At 49.7% G+C, this 23811-nt stretch carries 16 protein-coding genes; 8 read left to right on the top strand and 8 right to left on the bottom strand.

What is annotated here, in order from left to right:
- Window positions 1-56: 56 nt before the first annotated feature.
- Window positions 57-9611 (bottom strand): hemoblobin-interacting domain-containing protein, encoded by a 9555-nt coding sequence (locus AC3Y23_RS20180; protein WP_379202295.1) that lies wholly within the window; start codon window positions 9609-9611, stop codon window positions 57-59.
- Window positions 9612-9871: 260 nt separating this feature from the next.
- Entirely contained in the window at window positions 9872-10636 is a 765-nt protein-coding gene (locus AC3Y23_RS20175) for a helix-turn-helix transcriptional regulator (RefSeq protein WP_379202293.1), read from the bottom strand.
- Between the two features lie 111 nt (window positions 10637-10747).
- Here AC3Y23_RS20175 and AC3Y23_RS20170 point away from each other — a divergent pair, with 111 nt between their 5' ends.
- Complete coding sequence (locus AC3Y23_RS20170; RefSeq protein WP_379202290.1) at window positions 10748-13036, top strand: glycoside hydrolase family 65 protein; 2289 nt, start codon at window positions 10748-10750, stop codon at window positions 13034-13036.
- Window positions 13037-13702: 666 nt separating this feature from the next.
- On the opposite strand, the gene AC3Y23_RS20165 is transcribed toward AC3Y23_RS20170, so the two are convergent.
- The gene (locus AC3Y23_RS20165; protein WP_379202288.1) at window positions 13703-14077 is read right to left on the bottom strand and encodes a winged helix-turn-helix transcriptional regulator; all 375 of its coding nucleotides are present in this window, start codon (window positions 14075-14077) and stop codon (window positions 13703-13705) included.
- 121 nt (window positions 14078-14198) lie between these two features.
- Here AC3Y23_RS20165 and AC3Y23_RS20160 point away from each other — a divergent pair, with 121 nt between their 5' ends.
- A complete protein-coding gene (locus AC3Y23_RS20160; protein ID WP_379202286.1) occupies window positions 14199-15233 on the top strand; it encodes a zinc-binding alcohol dehydrogenase family protein in 1035 nt (344 codons plus the stop codon).
- Between the two features lie 116 nt (window positions 15234-15349).
- Here AC3Y23_RS20160 and AC3Y23_RS20155 read toward each other — a convergent pair whose 3' ends face one another.
- A complete protein-coding gene (locus AC3Y23_RS20155; protein ID WP_379202284.1) occupies window positions 15350-15712 on the bottom strand; it encodes a winged helix-turn-helix transcriptional regulator in 363 nt (120 codons plus the stop codon).
- Window positions 15713-15846: 134 nt separating this feature from the next.
- Here AC3Y23_RS20155 and AC3Y23_RS20150 point away from each other — a divergent pair, with 134 nt between their 5' ends.
- The 6 genes from AC3Y23_RS20150 to AC3Y23_RS20125 all read left to right on the top strand — a co-directional run bounded on the left by AC3Y23_RS20150 (window position 15847) and on the right by AC3Y23_RS20125 (window position 21393).
- Entirely contained in the window at window positions 15847-16878 is a 1032-nt protein-coding gene (locus AC3Y23_RS20150) for a zinc-binding alcohol dehydrogenase family protein (RefSeq protein ID WP_379202282.1), read from the top strand.
- A 321-nt stretch (window positions 16879-17199) separates the two neighbouring features.
- Entirely contained in the window at window positions 17200-17781 is a 582-nt protein-coding gene (locus tag AC3Y23_RS20145) for a TetR/AcrR family transcriptional regulator (RefSeq protein WP_379202280.1), read from the top strand.
- 54 nt (window positions 17782-17835) lie between these two features.
- A complete protein-coding gene (locus AC3Y23_RS20140) occupies window positions 17836-18705 on the top strand; it encodes a transporter substrate-binding domain-containing protein (protein WP_379202278.1) in 870 nt (289 codons plus the stop codon).
- Between the two features lie 27 nt (window positions 18706-18732).
- Window positions 18733-19377, top strand: a complete 645-nt coding sequence (locus AC3Y23_RS20135; protein ID WP_379202276.1) for an amino acid ABC transporter permease — start codon at window positions 18733-18735, stop codon at window positions 19375-19377.
- 15 nt (window positions 19378-19392) lie between these two features.
- Window positions 19393-20160 (top strand): amino acid ABC transporter ATP-binding protein, encoded by a 768-nt coding sequence (locus AC3Y23_RS20130; protein WP_379202273.1) that lies wholly within the window; start codon window positions 19393-19395, stop codon window positions 20158-20160.
- Between the two features lie 21 nt (window positions 20161-20181).
- Window positions 20182-21393, top strand: coding sequence for a M24 family metallopeptidase (locus AC3Y23_RS20125; protein WP_379202271.1), 1212 nt, complete (start codon window positions 20182-20184; stop codon window positions 21391-21393).
- 129 nt (window positions 21394-21522) lie between these two features.
- Here the strand turns inward: AC3Y23_RS20125 and AC3Y23_RS20120 are convergent, their stop codons facing one another.
- From AC3Y23_RS20120 to AC3Y23_RS20105, 4 genes are all read right to left on the bottom strand, one after another.
- Entirely contained in the window at window positions 21523-22332 is an 810-nt protein-coding gene (locus AC3Y23_RS20120) for a CPBP family intramembrane glutamic endopeptidase (protein ID WP_379202269.1), read from the bottom strand.
- A gap of 106 nt (window positions 22333-22438) precedes the next feature.
- Complete coding sequence (locus AC3Y23_RS20115) at window positions 22439-22546, bottom strand: MerR family transcriptional regulator (protein WP_379202267.1); 108 nt, start codon at window positions 22544-22546, stop codon at window positions 22439-22441.
- Window positions 22547-22787: 241 nt separating this feature from the next.
- Window positions 22788-22931 carry a hypothetical protein gene (locus AC3Y23_RS20110; RefSeq protein WP_379202265.1) on the bottom strand — a complete coding sequence of 48 codons (144 nt, stop codon included), beginning with the start codon at window positions 22929-22931 and terminating at the stop codon, window positions 22788-22790.
- 124 nt (window positions 22932-23055) lie between these two features.
- Window positions 23056-23685 (bottom strand): histidine phosphatase family protein, encoded by a 630-nt coding sequence (locus AC3Y23_RS20105; RefSeq protein WP_379202263.1) that lies wholly within the window; start codon window positions 23683-23685, stop codon window positions 23056-23058.
- Window positions 23686-23811 lie beyond the last annotated feature (126 nt).

Here is a 23811-nt window from a genome sequence, read left to right as displayed (position 1 = left end):
GCCTTAAAAAAGGCCAACCAGCAAAATCGCTGATTGGCCTTCTTCTGTAAAGATACTTAGTGTTGTGGAACACCATACACTGCAAATTCCCATAATGAATATCCGTAAGGCAGAGCACGCTTCGTACCTACCAAGCGTACATGCCGAGCCTGAACGTCTTGAAGTGGAAGTTTCTCCACACCGCCAGGTCCATTGTCTGTAGAATATACGGTTTGCCAGTCTCCATCCCCTGGCTGTGCCGCAGTGGAGACTTCAATACGGTAACCTTTGGCGTATGCTCCTTCCCAGTTCAGTTCAATCCCGCTCAGGAGATAGATTGCCTCCAGGTCCACGGCGATCCAGTGATCGTCAGAATGTTCCGATTCCCAGCGCGTACCCGTGTTACCGTCAAAAGCTAAAGCTGCAGGAGTAAGTGCTGCAGATGAACTCGCCGTTTTGTGAAGCGCTACGTTCACGGCAGTTGAAGGTTGTGCCTTGAGCGTCTGAACGACACTTGCATCTGTATAACCCGCCGCTGATACTGTGATCGTATAATCCTTGGCTTGGGTAAATACAGTAGGCTCAAATGAAAGAGTACCTGCTGCAACCGTATACCCTTGTGTCAAAGCGACTCCGTCTATTTTCACCGATGATATGGCTCCCCGCCAAGCAACATTATCTGCAAAACTCACCGTAATGTGCTGACCGACAATATTGTCAGAGGCATTCGCCGTCAGAACCGGAGCCGTCTTCACTTCCGGCTGACCGGGGCCTTCCGGTCCTTCAGGTTCTCCGCCTCCCTCTCGGGTGCCATACACCTCAAATTCCCATAAAGAATATCCGTACGGTGTCCCGCGTGTAGTTCCAAACAGTCTGACATGACGCGCTTCCACACCGTTCAATGTGATTTCTTCCTGACCTCCGATACCGTTCTCCTTGGTGTATACATCTTTCCAGTCCCCTTCACCGGGAACCGCCACCGTAGAAGTTTGAATCCGGTAAGCCTTGCCGAATGCGCCTTCCCAGCTCAGTACAATACTCTCCAGTTTGGAGACAGCACCAAGATCAACGGCGATCCATTGCGGGTCCGTAGCATCGGACTCCCAGCGGGACTGAGCATTGCCGTCAAAAGCGTTACCTGCCGGCTGCTTCGCACTGGAGGCTGTGGCTTGTTTATGGAGTGCCAAATTCTCCGCGTTGGTCTTGATTTTCTGTATCACAGTGGCATCAGCATAGCTTGTAGCCGAGACTGAAATTGTATAGCTGCCCGCGCTAGGGAACAGTCCAGCATTTAGCACTATTGCCCCCGCACTAACAGTGTACTGATCCTTGGCAACAACAACATTATTGATCTTCACCTGCCGGATGGCCTCCCGCCATACCGCGTTGTCCGCAAAACGGAGTGTAATCGGAGTGCCAACCTTGTTATCTGTTGTATTTTCCGCGATTACCGGCGAAGCCTTCACTTCCCTGATCGCCACATCGTCGATAAAAATACTATGCTCCTTACCGTTTGTCGTGCCATCCACATTACCAAGCAGATAAATCAGCTTCAGCGTCGTTGCGCTACCCGGATTAATCGCAGCCTTATACACGGCTTCACGATCTCCGTTGATCTTGTAAGTGAGCTTATTGTTACCTGCATAGCCGTTCAGTTCAACAACGATTGGACGATCTAGCGTAGACCACGCTTTGAAGCTAAGTTCATATGCCTTTCCGCCTTCCAGCTTGATGCCTTCCTGTATCAGCTGGGTTGACCAGCTAAAAGGAACTTTCCATTCGTTGTCGTTGCCGCCGTCATAATGGATATCAATCTTGGAGACTCCGTCTACAACGTTCCAGTCAGACCAATCGGCAGCACCCTTCCAGACATCCCAATGTTCTTTCCCATTAGACATGGAACCATTGTAGACGAGGTTGCCATCACCGCTGAATAAGGCCTGTTTAACAGTAGCTGGAGCGTAGCCATCCGCTTCTACCGTAATCGTGTAATTGCCGTCTGTCTCAAAAAGCTCCGCTGCCAGCGTCAAACGATCGCCAGAGGCCGTATACTTACTTGCCGGAACGACTCTCTCTCCAATCTTCACAGCTTGGATAGCCTGGCTCCAGGCTTCCGCTCCCGTATAAGCAATTACCACCGGTGCGCCCACAACATTGCCCGTCCGGCTCGGTACCAGTGTCGGTGGACGTTTGACTGGCGCGTCCTTGATCTCGAACACAACGTTACTAATCACAATATCGTGAATAGCAGATGGGCTGGACGTGGTCTTGCCCAGAATGAACTTCAACGCAACCAGATCATCTGATCCAGCTCTGAAGGTATATGCAAAATGCTTCGTTTCCGGAGTCAGATCAATCAGTCCGGTCTCAAAGCGCCGGGTGTAGCTTCCATTCTCCAGCGACGCTTCGATATTTCGGGCAACCGAGGAACTGGCGTCAAAGGACAGCACATATTCGAGGCCCTTCGACAGCGGCAAGCCGGATTGGTTCAACATCACATTCCAGGCTTCGCCTCCGGGATTGGATACTGTGATCTTGGCCTTTCCACCTTCACCAGAGAACGTCGCTGCACCGCCTTGAACGAATGGTTCCCAGCCTTCCAGACCTAGCGCGAAGTCACCGTTAACCAGCGGGAACAGCTTCACGCCCGAGTAGTCCACATTATTATTGGTCGTACGGATGAGGCGGACATTGTCGAGTGTGACATTTTCCAGCTCCCCGCCAAGGCCGAAAGCCAGCATCGCTTCTATATCTGTTGTTCCAGCAGGCATCGTGAATTCAAGCGTATAGGTCTTGATATCCGGTGTCAGATCATAGCTTTGCTCCGCATAGACCTTACCGCCGTCCTTACTAAGCAATGAAGTCTTCAAGCTTCTGTCCGCTACTGCTTTGGCATCGAATGTCAGCTTATAGCTATCCCGCTGCAACAGATTGATCCCCTTCTGTGTAAGCTGGATATCGTCTGGCTTCGAACCCGGACTGCTTATCGAGACTTCCAGTTCTTTGGCTACAGGGTCTACCGACGCCTGAGCGGACGCGCCATTCTTCGCTGCAAAATCCCAGAAAATCATCCGGTCCATCTTTCCAAGCTCAAATCCGCCATTGTATACATGATCACCGTTATCCAGCGGCGTCTTGGGCGCATTCAGGTCAACCAGCATTTCTGTCTCTTCCACCTTGACGTTGCCAATCCATACTGGAAGCGTGCTTTGGCCCATATTGAATTCCAGTCGCGCCCCAAGATCAGTATTCTCCGTCATTTGGAAAATAAAGCTGTAATTCTCCGGCTGTTCCTTCAGTGCCGCAGAGAACACATCAGAGTATGCCGCCCATGCTCTGTCAGCTCCGCCGGACAGCTTGACGTTCAGGTTCCGGGCTGCGCCCGCCTTCGCATCAAAGCTCACTTTGTAATAGTGGCCGGAGACCAGAGAGACCTTCTGGATCATCTGCACCGAGTAATCGTTATTGCCTCCGGCGGTGATGTTCATCTTGGCATAAGGTGTCCCATTGATAGACTCGACACTCGCTGTTGCCGCCCCTCCTGTTCCAGTTACTGCGTTCCAATATAAAGGATCAAGAGTACCGTCAGGGGTAATCGCATTGAACCCCTTCGTGTAGGCAGTATCGTATACATAGTTTCCATCAATTGCTTTCTTGGCATTGTCCGGAATAGGCTCCTTGATCAGTTCAGGCTCCACTGGAGTCTTGTAATCCCGACCTGTCAGCTCATAGACACGAACATAGTCCACTAGCATTTGTGCAGGCAGCTTTGAGGAAGGCGGTTCCACACCACCATCATAGTTGCCGCCAACAGCCAAATTGAGAATCATGTAAAACGGCTCGTCGAACGGTGCCGGATAAGCATTTTTCTCCGGTTGTCCTGAGCTCCAGCTGTACCAGTTACTTTCCTTGAAGAAAAGAACACCATCTACATACCAGCGGATTTCTCCCGGCTCCCATTCAACCGCATAGGTGTGGAAATCCGTGAAGGATTCCCCCGCCGGGAAAGTATAATGTCCCCCGCTAGCCTTGTTGTTGGGACTGCTCTTTCCATAGTGAATTGTGCCGTCCACGACATTCGGAACCCGGCCGCGCGCTTCCATAATATCGATCTCGCCGGAAGACGCCCAAGTGCCGTACGCCTGATCCTTTGGCATCATCCAGAAGGCCGGCCACAGTCCCTGGCCTTCCGGAAGTTTGATCCGGGCCTCGAATTTTCCATAAGCCTTCGCAAAGGTAGGATTGGTCCACAACCGGCCCGAGGTATAAGGCTTACCGCCAACATTCTGCTCCTTCGCCTCGATGATCAAATGACCATCCTTCACCTTAATGTTGTCCTTTTGATAATACTGCTTCTCATTGTTACCCCAGCCGTCGAGACCGAACTCTTGGCCAGTTCCGTTCTGATAAGCCCATTTGCTCAAATCCACGCCGTTAGTGTCCAGCTGCGTACCGGTGCCGGAGAATTCATCATTCCAGACCAGGGTCCACTCGCTTTCTCCCACAATACTCTGAGTCACGGACACAGGCTCAAAGCCTGCTGCCTTGACTGTCACTGTATATTCTCCTGTATGCTCGAAAACAGTCGCATTCAGTGTCAGCACTCCTGCTGCCAACGTGTATGCGGAATCCGGCAGACGGACATTGTTCACCAATACCTCGGTGACAGCCGTTCTCCAGGCAGCGAGATCAGCAAAAGTAAGCTGAATTGGCACTCCTGGTTGATTGGCTGATGCATCCGGGGACAGCACAGGTCCTTTAGGCAAGGAAATATCATTACCTTCTTGCGCTTTCTCTCCCGTTGCAGCCTTCGCCCCTTTCACCTCAAGGCGAACCGTATCCAAATAAACTTTATGCGCTGCAAGTTCTTCTCCGTTAACCTTTCCAAGAAGGAACTTGAGGGCTCCTATACTGTTGCCCTTCATTGTGAACTCCAGGCTATAATGCTGAGTGGATGCATCCAGTGCCACCTTCTCATTGAGGAAACGGACATTGTCTGCACTCTCGACTACTGCTTCAATACTCCGCGGCAGCGTCGATCTCGCGAAGAAGGACAACACATAGGTTTTGCCTTTCTCCAGAGGTTTGTCACCCTGCATCAGCATAATGTCCCATGGATTGGCCCCCGTCTTGTCAACGGTGATTGTGGCTGCATGCCCGCTGCCGTCAAAGTCGGCTACGGAAGTGCCAGGTTCATACTTGCCCTGCCAGTGGGTATCCCATCCGTTCAATCCATCGGTGAATTCGCCGTTGTTCAGCAGGAAGGCCTTGGCCCGTGCTCCCTTAAGCTCCACCCGAACATTGTCAACGAAGACATCATGCTCGCCAGACGCAGCCAGACCCTCTACCTTCCCTAACAGCATTTTGAAAGAAGCTATCAGATCCGTGGTAACCGGAAGCTCATAAGTAAAGGTCTGCTTTTCCGGAGTCAACCGCACCTTCTGGCTAATATAACGTTCATTGGACGCGTCAACTACGATTTCAACATCCCGGCTCTTAGTCGATCTTGCATCTACCGAGACCGTATAGGTGTTGCCTTTACGCAGCGGGAAATCATTCTGCATCAGCATGACATCCCAAGGGTTATTGCCTTGGCCTGCGATATGGAATTTCAATTCTCCACCTTCCACGGAGAACTTCGTGACCTTATCCCAACCGTCATAACGTCCTTGCACATGCTCGCTCCAGCTTACTGTACCATTGGAGAAATCGCCGTTCTTAAGCGGGAACTGTTCTTCCAAAGGCAGCTCGCCCATGTTGTTATTGGTCAGGCGAAGCATAGAGATATCATCCAGCACAATCGTACCGCTATTGCCGCCGAGCAAGAAAATCAGCTGTCCTTCAAGATCAGTGATGTCCGGCATGTCGAAGGTTACTGTCTTCTCTGCCATCGTTTCCGTCAGAGAGACCGTCCCGGCTTCCAAATAATTTCTCAATCCATCCTTACTGCGAACAGCCACCTTGATCTCACGCGGCACATCCGCTCTTCCTTTAAATGTGATCTGGTATTTGTTATCTGCAATGAGATTCATACCCGACTGGCTTAGCGTTACCGCTTCCGGTTGAACGCCTCCGCCCTTAATGGCTACAGCCAACTCACGGGCCACAGTATCTACTGATGCCGTAGCTACGTTCTTGTCAGCATTAAAGTGCCAGTAAGTCATACGATCCATACGTCCCAGATCAAAGGAACCGTTGTACACATGATTGCCATCGGCCAGCGGCTCTTTGGCCTGATCAGGATAGGCTTCAGGTGCTTCTGTCTCCACCAGCTTCACGTTACCGATCCAGACTGTGGACGGGCTGAGACCCATATTCAATTCCAGACGTGCCAACGGATCTGAATCCTTATCCATCTGGAAAGTCATCTCATAAGACTGTACATCTGTGCCTAATTGAGCCTCTAATACTCTGGAGTAACTACTCCAGCCTCTGTCTGCCCCACCGCTAAGCTTGGCGCTCAAAGTACGGCTGGAAGCAGCTTTGGCATCAAAACTCAGCTTATACCATCTGCCTTTGCCCAGCGTGACATTCTGAATGAGCTGAACTGCATGCACGGCATTACCAGGCTTAGAAATCTCGATTTTGCCAAACTTGCTGCCATTTACAGTATCGGCGCTTATGACACCGTCACCGGCAAAGGTATCCATATGAACGAAATTCCAATACCGGGTATCCAGCTCTACCGAAGAATCCGGCACATTCGTAAACCCTTGCTCATAGCCGGGGTCATACACGTAGCTACCATTGATGGCAGGCTTCGTACCTTCCGGCAGCGCTTCCAAGGAAATGCTCGGTTCAACAGGAGTCTTATACGGTCTTCCGGTCATATCGTACGCACGAACATAATCGACTACCATTTCCGCAGGAAGCTGAGAAGCATCCGGCTCCCGATTACCATCATACGTTCCGCCTACCGCCAGATTCATAATCATATAGAAATCCTGATCAAACGGGGCTGGGAAGGCGTACTTGGCTGGCATATTCTTGCCCCAACTGTCCCAATTGTTGAGAATCTGGTAGACCTCTCCGTCTACATACCAGCGGATCTCACCCGGCTCCCATTCCACGGAATACGTGTGGAAATCCGAAATGTCGGTTCCTTCTGGAAAATGATAGGCTGTTCCTGTGGCCCGGTTGTTCGGCCAACCCTCACCAAAGTGAATTGTACCGTCAACCTCACCTGGTAGACGTCCTCTCACTTCCATGATGTCGAGCTCACCGGAGGAAGCCCACGTGCCATATTTGCTCTCGGTCGGTACCATCCAGAATGCCGGCCATAGTCCCTGGCCTTTGGGAAGCTTGATTCTCGCTTCAAATTTACCATAAGTCTTATTAAAGGTAGGCTCGGTATACAGTCTAGCTGAAGTATACGGCTTGCCTTCGAAGTTTTCCTTCCGAGCTTGAATCACCAGTTTGCCATCTGCTACTTTGACGTTCTCTTTACGGTAATATTGCTGCTCGTTATTGCCCCAATCCGTTAACCCGTATTGAGAACCTGTACCAGTCTGGTATGCCCATTTATCCAAATTCACTCCATTGGTATCCAGATTGGTGCCCTTGCTGTCAAATTCATCACTCCAGGCCAGCGTCCAATCCGTCTTCTCAGATGGATTCTTCAACACTTCCTGCACAACGCTGCTGTCTCTGTATCCGGCAGCTGACACAATAATTTGGTTCTCACCAATACTAAAGGTATCGCCCTTGAATGCGATGCTACCTGCAGCTACTTTGTAGCGTCCGGCATCGAGGGACACGCCATTGACAGTTATTCCGCTGATCGCACTGCGCCATGCGGCTGAATCTACAAAGTTCAGTTCAATGGTCTGGCTAACAAAATTAAACGTCGTATCCGGTGCCAGTACAGGTGGTGCCGTTGTCGGCTGACTTGTTGGCGCTGATGTCGGCGTCGGCTGACTCGATGGCGCTGTCGTCGGTTGACTCGATGGCGCTGCCGTCGGTTGACTTGTCGGCGCCGTCGTCGGCTGACTTGTTGGCGCTGGTGTCGGCGTCGGCTCACTTGTTGGCGCTGTCGTCGGTTGACTCGATGGCGCTGCCGTCGGTTGACTTGTCGGCGCCGTCGTCGGCTGACTTGTTGGTGCTGCCGTCGGCTGACTTGTTGGTGCTGCCGTCGGCTGACTTGTTGGCGCTGTCGTCGGCTGATTTGTTGGTGCTGCCGTCGGCTGATTTGTTGGTGCTGCCGTCGGCTGACTTGTTGGCGCTGTCGTCGGCTGATTTGTTGGTGCTGCCGTCGGCTGACTTGTTGGCGCTGCCGTCGGCTCACTTGTTGGCGCTGTCGTCGGCTGATTTGTTGGTGCTGCCGTCGGCTGACTTGTTGGCGCTGCCGTCGGCTCACTCGTTGGAGCTGCCGTCGGCTGACTGCTTGGCGTTGCGGTCGGTTGACTCGTCGGGGCCGTGGTCGGCTGACTTACCGGCCCCGAAGTCGACTGGCTTGTCGGTGCCGTACTCGGTACGACATTGCCGCGAATGACCGGAGGCTGCGAAGGAGCGCTGCTGCTCTGGGCTGCCTCGCCTAACACACCTTGATCTACTTTTACTCCGCTCTCAATGGGTAACGCTGTATTATTGAGGGTAACAGCTGGAGCCGCGTTACTGATCTCCAGGATCGTACCTTGTGCGTCTATCTCGGTGTTAGCCGCAGAAGAAGTAATGTTTAGTGACTCAATGACAGCATCTTGCCCGACTTCAAGTAGATTTCCAGGCGTAAGAATGTCTATGTCTCCTACCCGGCTGCCATCAGAGATGACAACGCGTACAGGACTCTTTTTCTCAATGAATACTTTCCCTAGCTTAGAATTCTTCAAATAGACACTGAACTGTCCACCACCATTAATATGCACACTGCCCTTTACGGTGGAATGATCCAGGATCAGATCGCCTTCCCCTACACCAGGGGCCACATACAGATCCCCGGCAATATCGGCTCCGGTCAGAGTCACGCCCGGCACATTTACTACAACATTTCCGGTGCTCTTGATTCCAGATACCTTCGTATCCTGTTTGTTCACGATCTGACCCGCCAAGCGGTCCAGCAGTGTCACTGCCTCTGCACGGGTAATTACACTCTGGGGCCGCAGCGTATGATCACCGTATCCGCTTACATAACCGCCAGCCAATAGTCCATCCATGGCTTCACGTGCGTAAGCGCTGACTGCTGCGCCATCCCCAAATCCGGCCAGTGCAGACTCGCCGCTGTGTGGAAGCTGAAATACCCCAGCTAGCATCCGGGCAAATTGCTCCCGGTTCACCTTCTGCTCCGGCTTGAAGCTTCCGTCCGGATAGCCTGAGATATAACCTGCCGCTTTGGCTGCAGATACCGTATTTGCATACCAGGCGTTCTCTTTCACATCACTGAAGCTCCCGGCCGAAGGCACCGTAATGCCAAACAGCTTGTTAACGAGCGACGCAGCCTCTGCCCGAGTTAAAGCTTCATCCGGTCGCAAGGTGCCGTCTGGGTATCCGTGGATCAACCCTTTTTCTACCCATGAGGCCAGCGTTCCCTCGGCCCAATGAGCTACGGAAGCGGTTTCGTTTTTGGCCGCAAAAGCAGCCGGAAGATTGCTGAACAACATCAGAAAACATAACACCAGTGAGATTCCTTTTTTACTCAATTCCTGTAAACCTCCTTTTGTCTTAACATGATACCGCTTTCAATGTCTGCTAAACCAGACTGCACAGATTCTTTCCTCCGCGCTCTCGTCTCGCACTGCTGCGCCCGATCCAAGCGGCTGAATAACTCTATGCTAGCGTATACAGCACCAGACTTCCATTACACAAAATAACGAAAGCTATACAATATTAACGGTTTTAGATATTATCATCCGCAAAAAAACCTGCAGTCCCCTATTATAAGAGAAGGCAGGTTAGTATCCTACTTATGATCCCCTTGCAGTTTGTGGAATTCCCCACTTCTTCGGAACGCCTTGGGCGTCAGGCCAGTGTACTTCCGGAACAGCTGGGTATAATAGCTTTGGCTACAGAATTTGAACATGAATGAAATCTCGGAAATTGACTGATTACTATGGGCCAAAATGGACTTGGACTCTTCGATTTTACGACGATTGATAAATTCTGTGATCCCCATCCCGGTCTCCCGCTTGAAGCGGTCCGACAAGTAACTTGGATGCACACCCACATGACGAGCGATCATCCCCAGTGTCAGGTCTTGGAAGAGATGCTCACGGATAAAGTACACGGACAGATTCACAATATGAGAATAATGAAGGGTTTCTTTTTCCCTTTTCATAACGGCAATGAACTGTAAGACCATCTCGTATTCAAAACGCAGCAACCACTCAATCTCTGTTGCCATCTCAATGTCGCGGATCAGCGTATCACTTAGTTGAAAAGCAGTCTCCGGGTCCACATTCCCACGAATAATTGCTCTCGTGAACAAAGTACATGAAGCGATCATGGCATTCTTCTTCGAACGCAGCGGATAGCGGGCCAGCTTGGCCGCTTCCAGCGCATTAATCTTTCGCAGCGCCTCCAGCGCCCCGTTCTCATTCCCGACGCGGATGGCTTCCAGCAGCTCATGCTCATAATCCAGCGGAGGATGAACAAAACCTTGGTTAAGGTTCTCAGAACGGGTGGACAAATAGGACGGCAAAGGGATTGCTTTATCCTGTTGGGTCATACTTCTGCCCCCACCTTAAAATTTTGATAAAAAGTTAAATATATTAGTATAATCTTAGACTTTCCCGCCTTAAAATTCAATCCATAACCACCAAGGGAGGACTTAAAAAGCATGAGCTGGAGCATTTCCAATAAGGGATTAACGACAGAGACACTGCTAAATTTAGAAAGTATTTTCGCGCTGGGTAACGGGTATCTTGGAGTCCGCGGGAATTTTGAGGAAGGGTATGCCGACACTGGAATTCAGAGCATTCGTGGCACATACCTGAACGCCTTCCATGATGTTATTGATATTCCATATGGCGAGAAGTTGTACGCTTTTCCGGGCACGCAGCAGAAGCTAGTGAACATTATAGATGCACAGGGCATCAACATATATATCGGTGACGAGGAAGAACCTTTCGCACTGACTGAAGGCAGCATCGTAAGTTATGAACGCAGCCTGCATATGGACAAAGGCTATTCAGAGCGCAAAGTCCACTTCAGAACACCTTCTGGCAAAGAACTGAAGCTTCATTTCCGCAGACTGGTCTCCTTCACACACAAGGAACTATTCGCGATCAACCTCACGCTGGAACCAGTGAACTTCACAGGAGCAATCAAGATTGTATCCCGAGTGAACGGGGATGTCAGTAACTACAGTAACCCTAACGATCCACGGGTCGCTGCCGGACACAGCAAACGTTTGTCTGTAGTCGGCTGCGGTATTCAGGATGAGTATGTGCATGTCGAGAATGCCACTATGACTTCCGGTCTGCGGACCGCTTGCGTCACCCGGCACGAATGGGACGGAGCATGGACTGTTGAAGCACAGGCCAACGATCTGGCAGGCGAAGTAACAGCCACTGCTCAGCTCACAGGTCCACTGCAACTGACCAAATGGAATGTATATACCGATACCCTTCGTCATTCGGACGCTCTTGTTGAGACTGGAATTGCGCTGCAAGAAGGCCTCAAAGCCCTTACGTTTGCGAATCTGCTGGAACAGCAGGGTCAATATTTGCAAGACTTCTGGAAAACTTCTGATATTGTGATTGAGAACGACGCCCAGCTTCAGGAAGGTATTCGCTTCAACTTGTATCAGCTTCTGCAATCGGCGGGACGCGATCCGCACAGTAATATTTCTGCCAAAGGTCTATCCGGTGAAGGATACGAGGGCCACTATTTCTGGGATACAGAAATCTACATGCTGCCTGTCTTCCTGATGACTTCTCCTGACCTGGCTCGTCAACTGCTGCTGTACCGTTATTCCAAGCTGGAGCAAGCTCGGGAACGGGCGAAGGAAATGGGGCACTCCAAGGGTGCATTGTTCCCATGGCGGACGATTTCCGGTACAGAATGCTCGTCGTTCTTCCCGTCCGGCACCGCTCAGTATCATATCAGCGCCGACGTTGCCTACAGCTACATCCAGTATTATCTGGCTGAACAGGATAACGCCTTCCTGTTGGAATACGGAGCCGAAGTATTGTTCGAAACCGCCCGCTTGTGGATGGAAATTGGCCACTACCATGAAGGCAAATTCCACCTCGACGAAGTTACTGGACCGGATGAATACACCTGTCTTGTGAACAATAACTATTACACTAACGTGATGGCTAAGCATAACTTGAAATGGGCGGCTACCAGCTTCGAGACTTTAAAATCATACGATGAGCAAGGCTTCCGCGCGCTGACTGAGCGTCTTGGCGTGACAGCTGAAGAAGTTGCGGAATGGAGCCAAGCTGCGGAAGCTATGTTGCTGCCGTTCGATGAGAAGCTGGGGATCAACCCGCAGGACGACACGTTCTTGCGCAAGGCCGTTTGGGATTTCGAAAATACACCAAAAGAGAAGCATCCGCTGCTGCTGCACTACCATCCGCTCACGCTGTATCGCTATCAGGTGTGTAAGCAGGCCGATACTGTTCTGGCCCACTTCTTGCTGGAGGATGAGCAAAGCGAAGAAACGATCCGTCGTTCTTATGATTACTACGAGAAAATCACAACCCATGATTCCTCGTTGTCATCCTGTATTTTCAGCATCATGGCCTCCAAAATCGGCTATCATGACAAGGCTTATGAATACTTCATCGAGACTGCGCGACTTGATCTTGATAATACGCACGGCAATACCAAAGACGGTCTGCATCTCGCCAACATGGGCGGCACCTGGATGGCGATTGTCTATGGCTTTGCTGGCACTCGCTTAAAAGAAAGCGGCTTGTCGCTCGCACCTTCCATCCCGTCCGGATGGGAAAAATATGCGTTCCGCTTGACCTTCCGTGGACGTCTGATTGCAGTAACCATCACTACCGGAAATGTGGAGTTGGAGCTGCTTGAGGGCGAAGCGCTGACGTTGAGCCTGTACGGACAGCCAGTAGAGCTGGACAGCTCGAAGCCGGTGGTACAAGCGCTTAAGGGGTAATCATGCTATATTCTCCTCTGTAGCGATGTAGGCACCACTGCATTGCCTAAGAGGCTGACCCAAAATAAGGCATGATCCTCGATAAGGCTCCACCTATATAAAAATCATGCAAAAACCACGAAATGGCGGTGTTCAGGAGGATTCCTGAACCCGCCATTTCTTATTTTTCTCCTATGACCGCCTTCTTGAACAAATAATGAGCAAGCAATAGACGCCCAGCCATCAGGCGTGTGGTCGTAATTGAACAACTGGAAAACTCAGACTGTCGAGAAACACCATTCTCTACAATTGTTCATGGGCAATAGCCCTGCAAATCAGGCTCAACTCCCTCATCAATGCTTGCTAAAACCAGGGCTTCAGAAGGTTGAAACTCCTGCCTGGCGGCTAACGGACCCTATCGACGTTATTCGTACATCAAGCTGCTTCTGGAGCATGTAACGGACTCAGATGCCGCTATTCCTTCCAAACCGTAGATTTCGCACAGAAATTCTACTCATAACGTCTCTGGAGTCCGCTATTTTTTGAAACGGGTGGTAGTTAGAAAATAACGGCACTGGGGTCCGTTAGCAGCATATAGGGCAGAATTAACGGTCAATTGGAGCCGCTAAAGCATGCATTTTTATGATGTTCGTCCCTGTGTTATTCAGTGAAAAACCAACCGCTCATTTAATGTGTATCAGATACCTCTTCTTCCACTCCTGCATGAACCTCCTTCGCCCGCTCCTCGTATAGGTCTCCCCATTCTTTCATCAGCAGGATCATCGGCTCTAACGTCCGCCCGAACTCTGTTAACGAATACTCCACCTTGGGTGGTACCTGGTTATAGACCTTTCTGGATATGATGCCTTCCCGCTCCAGCTCCCTTAATTGCAAGGTTAGCGTATGGTGAGTCACTTGCGGGTATATTTTGCGCAGCTCGTTGAACCGCTTGGTTCCGCTAAGCAGATAATAAATGATGACACCCTTCCATTTACCGCCGATGACGCCCAGGGTGGTCTCCACTGGACACCGTTTAGTTGTGGAATCTATCACTGCACTCATCCCTTCTAAGTATCTTTTTGGATACTGAGTATGATAATTTTGCGTACTTTTTGTATATAACTTATTTAACTATACTAAGGTTGCAAAGCGCAATTCATAAGAAAAGGAAGGAATGATCACCATGCAAAAACCAGAATCCATGCGAGCCGTTGGATATTATAAATATTTACCCATCACACATTCAGAAAGTCTGCTAGACCTCGAACTTCCAGTCCCTACTCCGCAAAGCCGAGATTTGCTTGTCCGAATCGAAGCCATCTCGGCTAATCCAGCCGATCCTATCGTACGTAAATATGAACAAGCCGGTGACGGTCCATATATCCTAGGATGGGATGCAGCAGGCGTGGTTGTAGAAGTTGGTCCTGAGTGCACATTCTTCAAGCCGGGCGATGAAGTCTTCTATGCCGGCAGTCTGGTCAGACCCGGTACCAATAGCGAGTTTCATTTGGTAGACGAACGGATCGTGGGTCGGAAGCCACAGACGCTGAACTTTGCGGATGCTGCATCACTGCCATTAACGACGATTACCGCGTGGGAGAGTTTATTTGATCGTTTAGGCATCCCTCATGCTCCCGAAATTAACCGCAACAAGTCCATTCTCATCATCGGGGCTGCTGGAGGTGTTGGATCCATCGCAGTACAGCTGGCCAGACTAGCAGGACTCACTGTGATCGGCACGGCATCGCGTCCGGAATCAGCAGCGTGGGTTCAAGAGCTTGGAGCGAAATATGTAATCAATCATTACGAGGACTTTGTGCCCCAATTGCAGCAGCACGGATTTGCTTCCGTCGACTATATCTTTTGCTTGAACAATACAGATCAACACTGGAACAAGATGACTCAGGCGATCGCTCCACAAGGTAAGATCTGTCTGATCGTAGAAAATGAAGAGCCTGTTGCGCTGAATCTGTTAAAAAGCAAAAGTGTTACCGTGGTTTGGGAGACCATGTTCACCCGATCCACGTTTCAAACAGAAGATATTATCGCACAGCATCATCTGTTGAATCGGATGGCTGAGTTGGTGGATGAGGGGAAAATTCGAACTGTAGTCACGGAGCGACTGTCCCCGATCAATGCTGCGAACCTCAAGATCGCGCATGCCAAAATGGAATCAGGGGCCGCCATTGGCAAGCTTGTGTTAGAGCACTTCAGCTAACAAAATAACATGAAATAAGTCGACCGACTTCTTGCTCGTCAGGTCGACTTTTTTTATTTTCGTTAAAAAAGACGAATTGTATCAAAGACGTTCTACATCTCGCCAAACTGCTTAACTTAATGCAATTCACTCTCTTCTTCCACTGCTTCATTATTCGCCTTCACCCGCTCTTCGTACAGGTATCCCCATTCTTTCATCATAAGGAGCATTGGCTCTAGCGTCCGCCCGAACTCCGTTAACGAATATTCCACCTTGGGTGGAACTTCATTGTAGACCTTTCTGGATATGAGACCTTCCCGCTCCAGCTCCCTTAATTGCAAAGTAAGCGTATGGTGAGTTACTTGCGGATAAATCTTGCGGATCTCATTGAACCTCTTGGTCCCGCCGAGCAGAGAATATATAATGACGCCTTTCCATTTACCACCAATTACGCCTAGGGTGGTTTCAACCGGACAGCGTGTACTTGAGGAGCTTATCACAGTATTTCATCCCTTCTATAGTATCTAACTGGATACTCAGTATGCTATTTTTGCGTACTTTTTGTATATAACTTATTAAACTATACTAAGATAGTAAAGCGCAATTCCACAAGAAAAGAAAGGATTGATCCCATATGCAAAACTCAAAATCCATGCGAGCCGTAGGATATTATGAGTATTTACCAATTACACATCCAGATAGTCTGTTAGACCTCGAAATTCCTGTCCCTACACCGCAAGGACATGATTTGCTTGTCCGAATCGAAGCCATCGCTGTCAATCCTGCCGATACAGTCGTACGTCAGTACAATCCATCTACTGAAGGTGCGCCTTATATTCTCGGATGGGATGCGTCAGGCGTCGTTGTTGAAGTCGGTCCTGAATGTACACTCTTCAAGCCAGGAGATGAAGTCTACTATGCGGGCAGTGTGATTAGACCTGGAAACAACAGCGAATTTCATTTGGTGGATGAACGGATCGTAGGCAAAAAGCCAAAAACGCTCGACTTCGCAGAAGCTGCATCACTGCCGTTAACTACGCTTACCGCTTGGGAGAGTTTGTTTGATCGTTTGGGGATTCCACATAATCCCGAAATCAACCGCAACAAATCCATTCTTATCATCGGAGCTGCCGGAGGCGTGGGCTCTATCGCAGTCCAACTTGCCAAACTGGCAGGGCTCACTGTGATTGGCACAGCATCACGTCCAGAATCAGCAGCGTGGGTTAAAGAGCTTGGAGCAGAGATTGTAATTAATCATTACGAGGACTTCCTGCCCCAATTGCAGCAGCATGGATTGGATTCCGTGGACTATATCTTCAGCCTGAACAAAGTAGACTGGAACCGTTTGACTCAGGTCATCGTTCCACAAGGGAAAATCTGCTTTATCATTGATAATGATCCGCCTGTTGAACTGGGTCAATTTTTAGGCAAAAGCGTTACACTGGTTTGGGAGAATATGTTTACACGTTCCACTTTTCAAACGAAAGACATCATCGAACAGCATCATTTATTAAATCAAATGTCTCAACTTGTCGACGAGGGAAAAATCCGGACCGCAGTCACCGAGCGGCTGTCCCCGATTAATGCCGCGAACCTCAAACTTGCGCATACCAAAATGGAAGCAAGAGGAGCTATCGGCAAGATTGTGCTGGAGCACTTCAATTAACACAGCAGCATGAGAAAGTCGACCGTCGACTTGCTTCGGCAGATCGGCTTTTTCACTTTCATTTTTTAAGAATAAAAGTCCTACAGCAAATTGACTTTAACACCCCTCCCCCATCTGGATAACTTTTCTTTCCACAGGACAAGCTAGTCCATAACCACTCCCACAGTTCGACAAAATCCGTATTTTATTCTTGACAGAAATCTAAAATTTAAATATAGTAAGCCCATCGGAATTAACCAACTGACTAATCAGTCAGGTCAAGAGGAGCGATGGAAGCTGCCCGCTATAGAGGAACAAGATCAGGATCGTCGCCAGCAGCTAATGGCCGCGGCGCTCGACTTATTTGCCCGTAAGGGATATCACGGCACCAAAATTTCCGATGTGGTCAAGGCCACCGGAGTGTCGCAAGGCACGTTTTACTGGCATTTTCAAAGTAAGGAACAGCTCACGCTGGAGCTGATTGAAGACGGCAAAGAAAAGCTGATTCTAGTCATCCAGCAAGGTTACCGCAAACACGCCGGTACGGTAGATGATATGGTAGGATCATCTGCGCGCCTGCTTACAGATTTGTTCACTTTTGCACACCAGAATCGGAATTTGATGGCTCTGCTGCTCATGAAAGGTCAGGGTGCTGATCAGCCGATCCGTGAAGCTGTCTCACAGACCTGGATTGCCTTTGAAGAAGCGTTCAAAAGCAATATAGAGCGAGCCGTAGAACTCGGAATGCTGCCCAAAACAAACAGCATGGCGCTGCGAGCCAACATTTTGGTCAGCTTGATTACAGGTGTTCTGTCCAAGTGGCTGTTCGGGCCAATGCATGACGTTGATTACCAATCGCCCTACTCCCCTGCTGCCATAGCTGAAGAAACCGCCAAATTCGAATTCCGGGGTTTGCTCGGATAACTTATAACCAGATCGTGTATAACAACATCAAAGAGAGCCAAGGAGGCCATCGTAATGACAACCAAACTAAACAAGTTTTTAAAATCCGCTTCACTGCTGAGCGTGCTCGTAATCGCACTCGCAGGCTGCGGAACGAACAACACAGCGGCACCAGCTGCTACGGATAACAATGCTGGTAATAAACCAGCCGAAACAGCCGCCGCGGACAACTCACTTGAGGTGATCAAGAAAGCTGGCAAAATCAGAATCGGGCTTATGGGCACCTATGCTCCATACAACTTCCTCAACGACAAGCATGAGATCGACGGCTTCGATGCCGACGTTGCCAAGGCCGTAGCTAAACGCATCGGCGTTGAAGCTGAATTCATCACAGGTGAATTTTCCGGGCTGATTGAAGGATTGCAAAAGGACAAATACGATGCACTCGTCAGCCAAGTCACCATTACCGATGACCGTAAGAAGACGATGGACTTCTCTACGCCTTACATCAAGAATGCTGTCAACGTAATCGTCAAAGGTGACAACACAACCATCAAAAGTCTTGAGGACTTCAAAGGTAAGAAGATCGGTGTCGGACTAGGCACGAACGATGAGAAATATTTGCGCGATGAAGCCATGCCGAAAGTCGGCAAGTTTGAAATTGCTACGTATAACGATGTGATCACCTCGCTCAAGGATCTGAACGTTGGCCGCATCGATGCCACGATCAATAACACTTTTGCCATCCAGCCACTGGTTGAGAAAAATCACTTCAATGTCAAGGCGGTCGGCGAGCCGATTAAAGAGGACTTTGCGGGTATCGCGATTCGCAAGAACAATCCGGAGCTGCTGGATGCCATCAATAAAGCACTGGATGAAATGAAGACGGACGGGACGTTCAAAGAGATTTTCCAAAAATGGTTTAAAGTTGACCCTAACATCTAATTAGTGTGAACGTGGAGGATGCACGGCATGGAACTGGTGTTACAGAACTTCCAATTTCTATTGACAGGCGCTTATTATACGCTGTTGATCACAATCGTCTCAATGTTCTTCGGCTTGATCATTGGGCTGCTTCTCGCCCTTGCCCGTCTCAAAGGAAATTGGCTGCTTAGCGGTCTGGCCAAAGGTTACGTGTCCATCGTTCGCGGCACCCCGATTTTGGTTCAGATTTTCATTATCTATTTCGGACTCCCCGATTACGGGATCACACTGGGGCCGCTCACTGCGGCCTTTATTTCGCTCAGCATCAACATTGGTGCTTACTTGTCCGAGACCTTCCGCGGTGCGATTCTATCCGTACCTAAAGGACAGACGGAAGCCGCACAGTCACTTGGCCTAACCTCTTGGCAGACCATGCGTAGAGTAGTTCTCCCGCAGGCAGCCAGAGTAGCCATTCCGCCGATGGGCAATACATTTATCGGAATGCTGAAAGAAACATCGCTTGTGTCTGTTGTAACAGTGACCGAGCTGCTGCGCTCCGCCCAACTGCTGATTGCACAGTATTACGTGGCTATGCCGTTTTATATCGCTATTGCTATTATGTATTGGGTGATGAGTGTGTTCTTTTCATTCATTTTGAACCGTATCGAAAACCGTTTATCAAAAGCTTATTAAGGGCGTGTGATGTTCATGATCGAGGTCAAACAACTCGGCAAAAGCTTCGGCGATCTTGTCGTATTTCGCGATATTCATCTGCAAATCCATCCCCGTGAAATTGTCGTTCTGGTCGGCCCCAGCGGCTCCGGCAAAAGCACACTGTTACGCTGTCTGAACGGCCTGGAAGAACCGGACGCGGGATCGATTGTGATTGGAGATGCGTCATGGGACGTCTCGATGAATGCTAACAGCAAGAAAGCGGCAATTCGGAACATTCGCACTTCAACAGGTATGGTGTTCCAGTCGTTCAATCTGTTTCCCCACATGACGGTTCTGGAGAATGTCATTATGGCTCCTACGATTGTCAAAAAGATGAGCCGCAGCCAAGCCGTCGAAATCGGAGAGTCACTATTGTCCAAGGTCGGTCTGCTTAGCAAAAAGGATGAATATCCTTCCCGCCTGTCCGGCGGACAGCAGCAGCGGGTTGCAATTGCCCGTGCGCTCGCCATGCAGCCGGAGATCATGCTGTTCGACGAGCCAACGTCGGCGCTGGACCCGGAACTGACAGGTGAAGTGCTGGCCGTCATGAAACAGCTGGCTAAGGAAGGCATGACGATGATCGTCGTGACCCATGAGATGAAGTTCGCACGGGAAGTGGCGAACCGGGTGATTTTTATGAGTGATGGAGTTATTCAGGAAGAAAATACGCCGGAGCAATTTTTCAAACAGCCGAAGACTGATCGTGCGCGGAAATTCTTACGGCAAATCGAAGGCGTACCAGACATAGAGTATCAAGTTTGATTCAAAGGAGTGGACAATGGGATGCCCAGCAAAACAGAGCATTTGAAGAACGTCGCGGAACGAGCGCGGGCAATCATGGAGAAGGAGAATGTGGATGCGCTCGTGGCGTCAAGCTGTGAGAATTTCTACTACCTGTCCGGCCATCCCAGCACGTTCATGTATACGCTGCGTATGAGCGAAGTTGCGCTGGCCGTCATGTTCCGTGATCCGAACCGGCCTACGGTCATCATTATGAATGAATTCGAAGCCGCCGGTGTTCCGGCGGACCTGCCACAGTGCGAGCTTCGTACATACCCGACCTGGGTCGACGTGGACGATCCGCTTGGGTTACGTGGTGCCAAGTATGAAGGACGCCGGCCCGTGAACCATCAGGTGCAGGAGATGTTCGGACTATTGGGACAGGTGCTGGCCGAATATGGCATAGAAAGTGGTAGAGTTGCTGTAGAGCTAGGCGCCATGCGTTATCCTGCTGTTACTGCGTTGCGTGAAGCCATTCCCGGCCTTCAGCTGGCAGAAGCAGGACCGATTCTTACCGAGCTGCGGTCGATCAAGACAGCTTGGGAGATCGCGCAATTGCGCAAGAGCTGCGATTACGCGGAGATCGGCATCGCTGAGACGATCAAGGGCATTCGAGCTGGTCATTCGGCAAAAGAAATTGCTGATGCGTTCCGGCTCGCTTTGCTAACTCATGCGGACGGCTTCGAATCCCGTTTTCATATGATATCGGTTGGCGATCATTTTGCACCCGCGCATGTTTTTGATACCCGGCCGAGCAAGCCAGGCGACCTCATCAAATTCGATGTCGGTGTCGATGTAGCCGGCTATGGCTCGGATATTGCACGGACCTTTGTGCTTGGTTCTCCATCGGATACGGTCACGCGCATTTATGGCGCGCTGCGAGCCGGACACGACCGGCTGCTGGAGATCATCGAACCGGGCTTGCCGATGAAGAATGCTTTTGACGAAGTGATGCCGCTGATTCGTAAGTCCGGAATCCCGAATTACAATCGCGGCCACCTGGGGCACAGCGCAGGATTGAGCCTTGCTGCCGAGGAAGCACCCTTCCTCAGCCCATCGGAAGAAACCCTTTTTCGCCCTGGCATGGTCATTTGTCTGGAGACACCTTACTACGGCTACGGTATCGGTTCGATCATGATCGAGGATATGGTGCTGGTGACAGACAACGGCTGTGAGCGACTGAATAAGCTATCGCGTGATTTGATATCGCTGTAACTGGATTTACTGTAATGAACAAAAGGACAAAAGGACAAAAGGACAAAAGGACAAAAGACGCGTTTACGCGGTCTTTTGTCCTTTTCTGTTGCCTAAACATATACGAATCTCGTCGACCGCACGGATGAATCAACCGACTGGTCGTGACACACTTTGGGCGCTTTTACGTCGCTTTTCACGGCGAAGGATGGTGGCAACCGTGATAACCCCAGCAATCGCCAACAAAGGAGATGCCATACCAGCGAGCGGAAGCGACGATGTACCATGTCCCGCGAAGATGCTCACATCCCAGAGTCCGTGCACGAACATGGAGGCTATGAGCGATCCGGTCGACCGCCGGGAGAGGTAGAAGATCGAACCGAGGCCGCAAGCCATCAATACCTGGAACAATGCACCCGCCCCGAGGCCCAGGAATATGTCCGGCAGGTGGAAGACTGCGAACATCGCTGATGAGAGTAACCAGACCCCGGTTTCACCGAAGCGGCTGCGCAGTGCGACTATCAATTGACCTCGGTGGATAGTCTCCTCATTGAAACCAACCAGGATGCTGCCGACGAAGAGATATAGCCACATGAGGGGCGTAACACGGGTGAAATCAGCGATCAGCATGTTCACAATCGCGATGACCGCCATGATGATCGGGAGAGTCATCGTCCACCCTGAAAGACTCCGCCTTTCAACCAGGCTGGGGCGCCACCAACCGTAGATCGTGACTATTGTGAAGGCCAGCACGGCACCGCCGGCCATTGGTATTACGTACCAGAGAAGAAGGGTCTCCTCACTCTCACCTATTCGCCTGTAGTTGACGCCGTTGGACACGAAGAGCGCGTAGAAGACTGCGATGTAGAGGAAATATCCGAGAACACCCCATTTCACGCGGGGACGAACTCGAAGGCTGGGATTCGAATCTTGCAGCATGTCCCTATTATTTGACATCATAATCACTCCTACTATAAATAAATATTTTCTTTCATTAACTCAAGTCCGCGGAAGTCGATCCCCCGTGCGACATGTGTTTCTTTTGCTATGTCTACTCCGGTTCATTTTATTCACTTGGCTTAAGCAGGCCATTGCGATCGTGGAAGCGCAGCGTCCTTCCTGTCGTCGCGGTCAGCTTGGCGAATGAGCCAATTGAATATGTCTTTTTTATCATTCTCAGCCCCTTTCTAGCGCCAGTATATCCCTTGACGCAACGTCAAGGGCAAGCATTTCTTTGATCTTATTAATGAGGAAAAATCAGCAAAATCCTCCCCCGATTATCAAGCATTTTTTTAACTTCAATCAAAAAAAGAAAGCCATAGCTAAAACTCCCGTATTGAATGGATCTGCCAACACATTCAATGGAAAGTTCAGTATGACTTCAATAACCGATTCACTTGCCACAACCTTAGACTTTAATTGTAAGCATCGCCTTCTTTGGCATCAATTGTGGAGTAGAAATCGTCAGTGTTAGCAACACCTGCATTTACCCCGACTTTATTGGGCGCATGTGCATGGATGGTTAGCAGCAATTGTTTCAGCTCAATATAAAATTGCACTTAATTAGGAAATACTCTTAGCTGCAACCATTTTAAGGTACAAAAATGCCGTTATTTACTCTTTTGAAGGCAATAGAAGAATCTCTTCTCTCCTCAGAGATGGTTTTTAATACGAACTATCAAGTTAACTCTTCAACTCAGCTAAATGTGAGGTATCGTTAAAGATATGCAGTTCATGTTGCTGATAGCCATTGGTCTGTAAAAGAGAGATACTGCCGACCGAAGCCTTAAAGTGCGATTTTTCTAACATATCAATGTTAAACCCCATCCACCAAGCAATGATATAGCCTAATGTTCCGCCATGCGTCGCTATAATTAAATTTTTCTGTTCCGTATGAATGATCCGTTCCATACAATCACAGACGCGCAAATAAAATTCCTTCCATGTCTCCCCGCCCTGAAACTCCTGATAATCTATATGAAAGCCGCGTTCTCCCATAGGGTTCCTATTCGCCTTTGCCCATTCTTTTGTTTTTCCAATTGCAGCTCCAGTATTGATTTCCCGCAGGCCTGCCTCTTCGATCACATTTAGTTCTAGATGCTTTCCAATAATATCTGCCGTTTGCTTAGCCCGCATTAAATCTGAAGCGTACAGCACGTACTCTTCTTTAGCTAGTTCACTCTTTAATTTTAGGCCAACCCGCTCGGCCTGCTTCATCCCTAGATCAGTCAGAGGCGTATCAGTCCAACCGCCCGACATATTGTTGATGTGATGCTCTGACTGGCAATGTTGAATAATATAAATTTTTCTCATCTCTAGTCCCCTCCCCATGGGTTTGTTCAACATTTTTAACATATATTATTAAAATTTTCAATAGAACAACCTACGAAAAGTGAGTGGATCCAACATGTCTCGGGTACTCGTTTTGTTGTGAATGAT

The sequence above is a fragment of the Paenibacillus sp. MAHUQ-45 genome (genome assembly GCF_058133325.1).
Note: the sequence above shows the minus strand (reverse complement) of the source record. Positions and strands in the feature narration are given on the sequence as shown.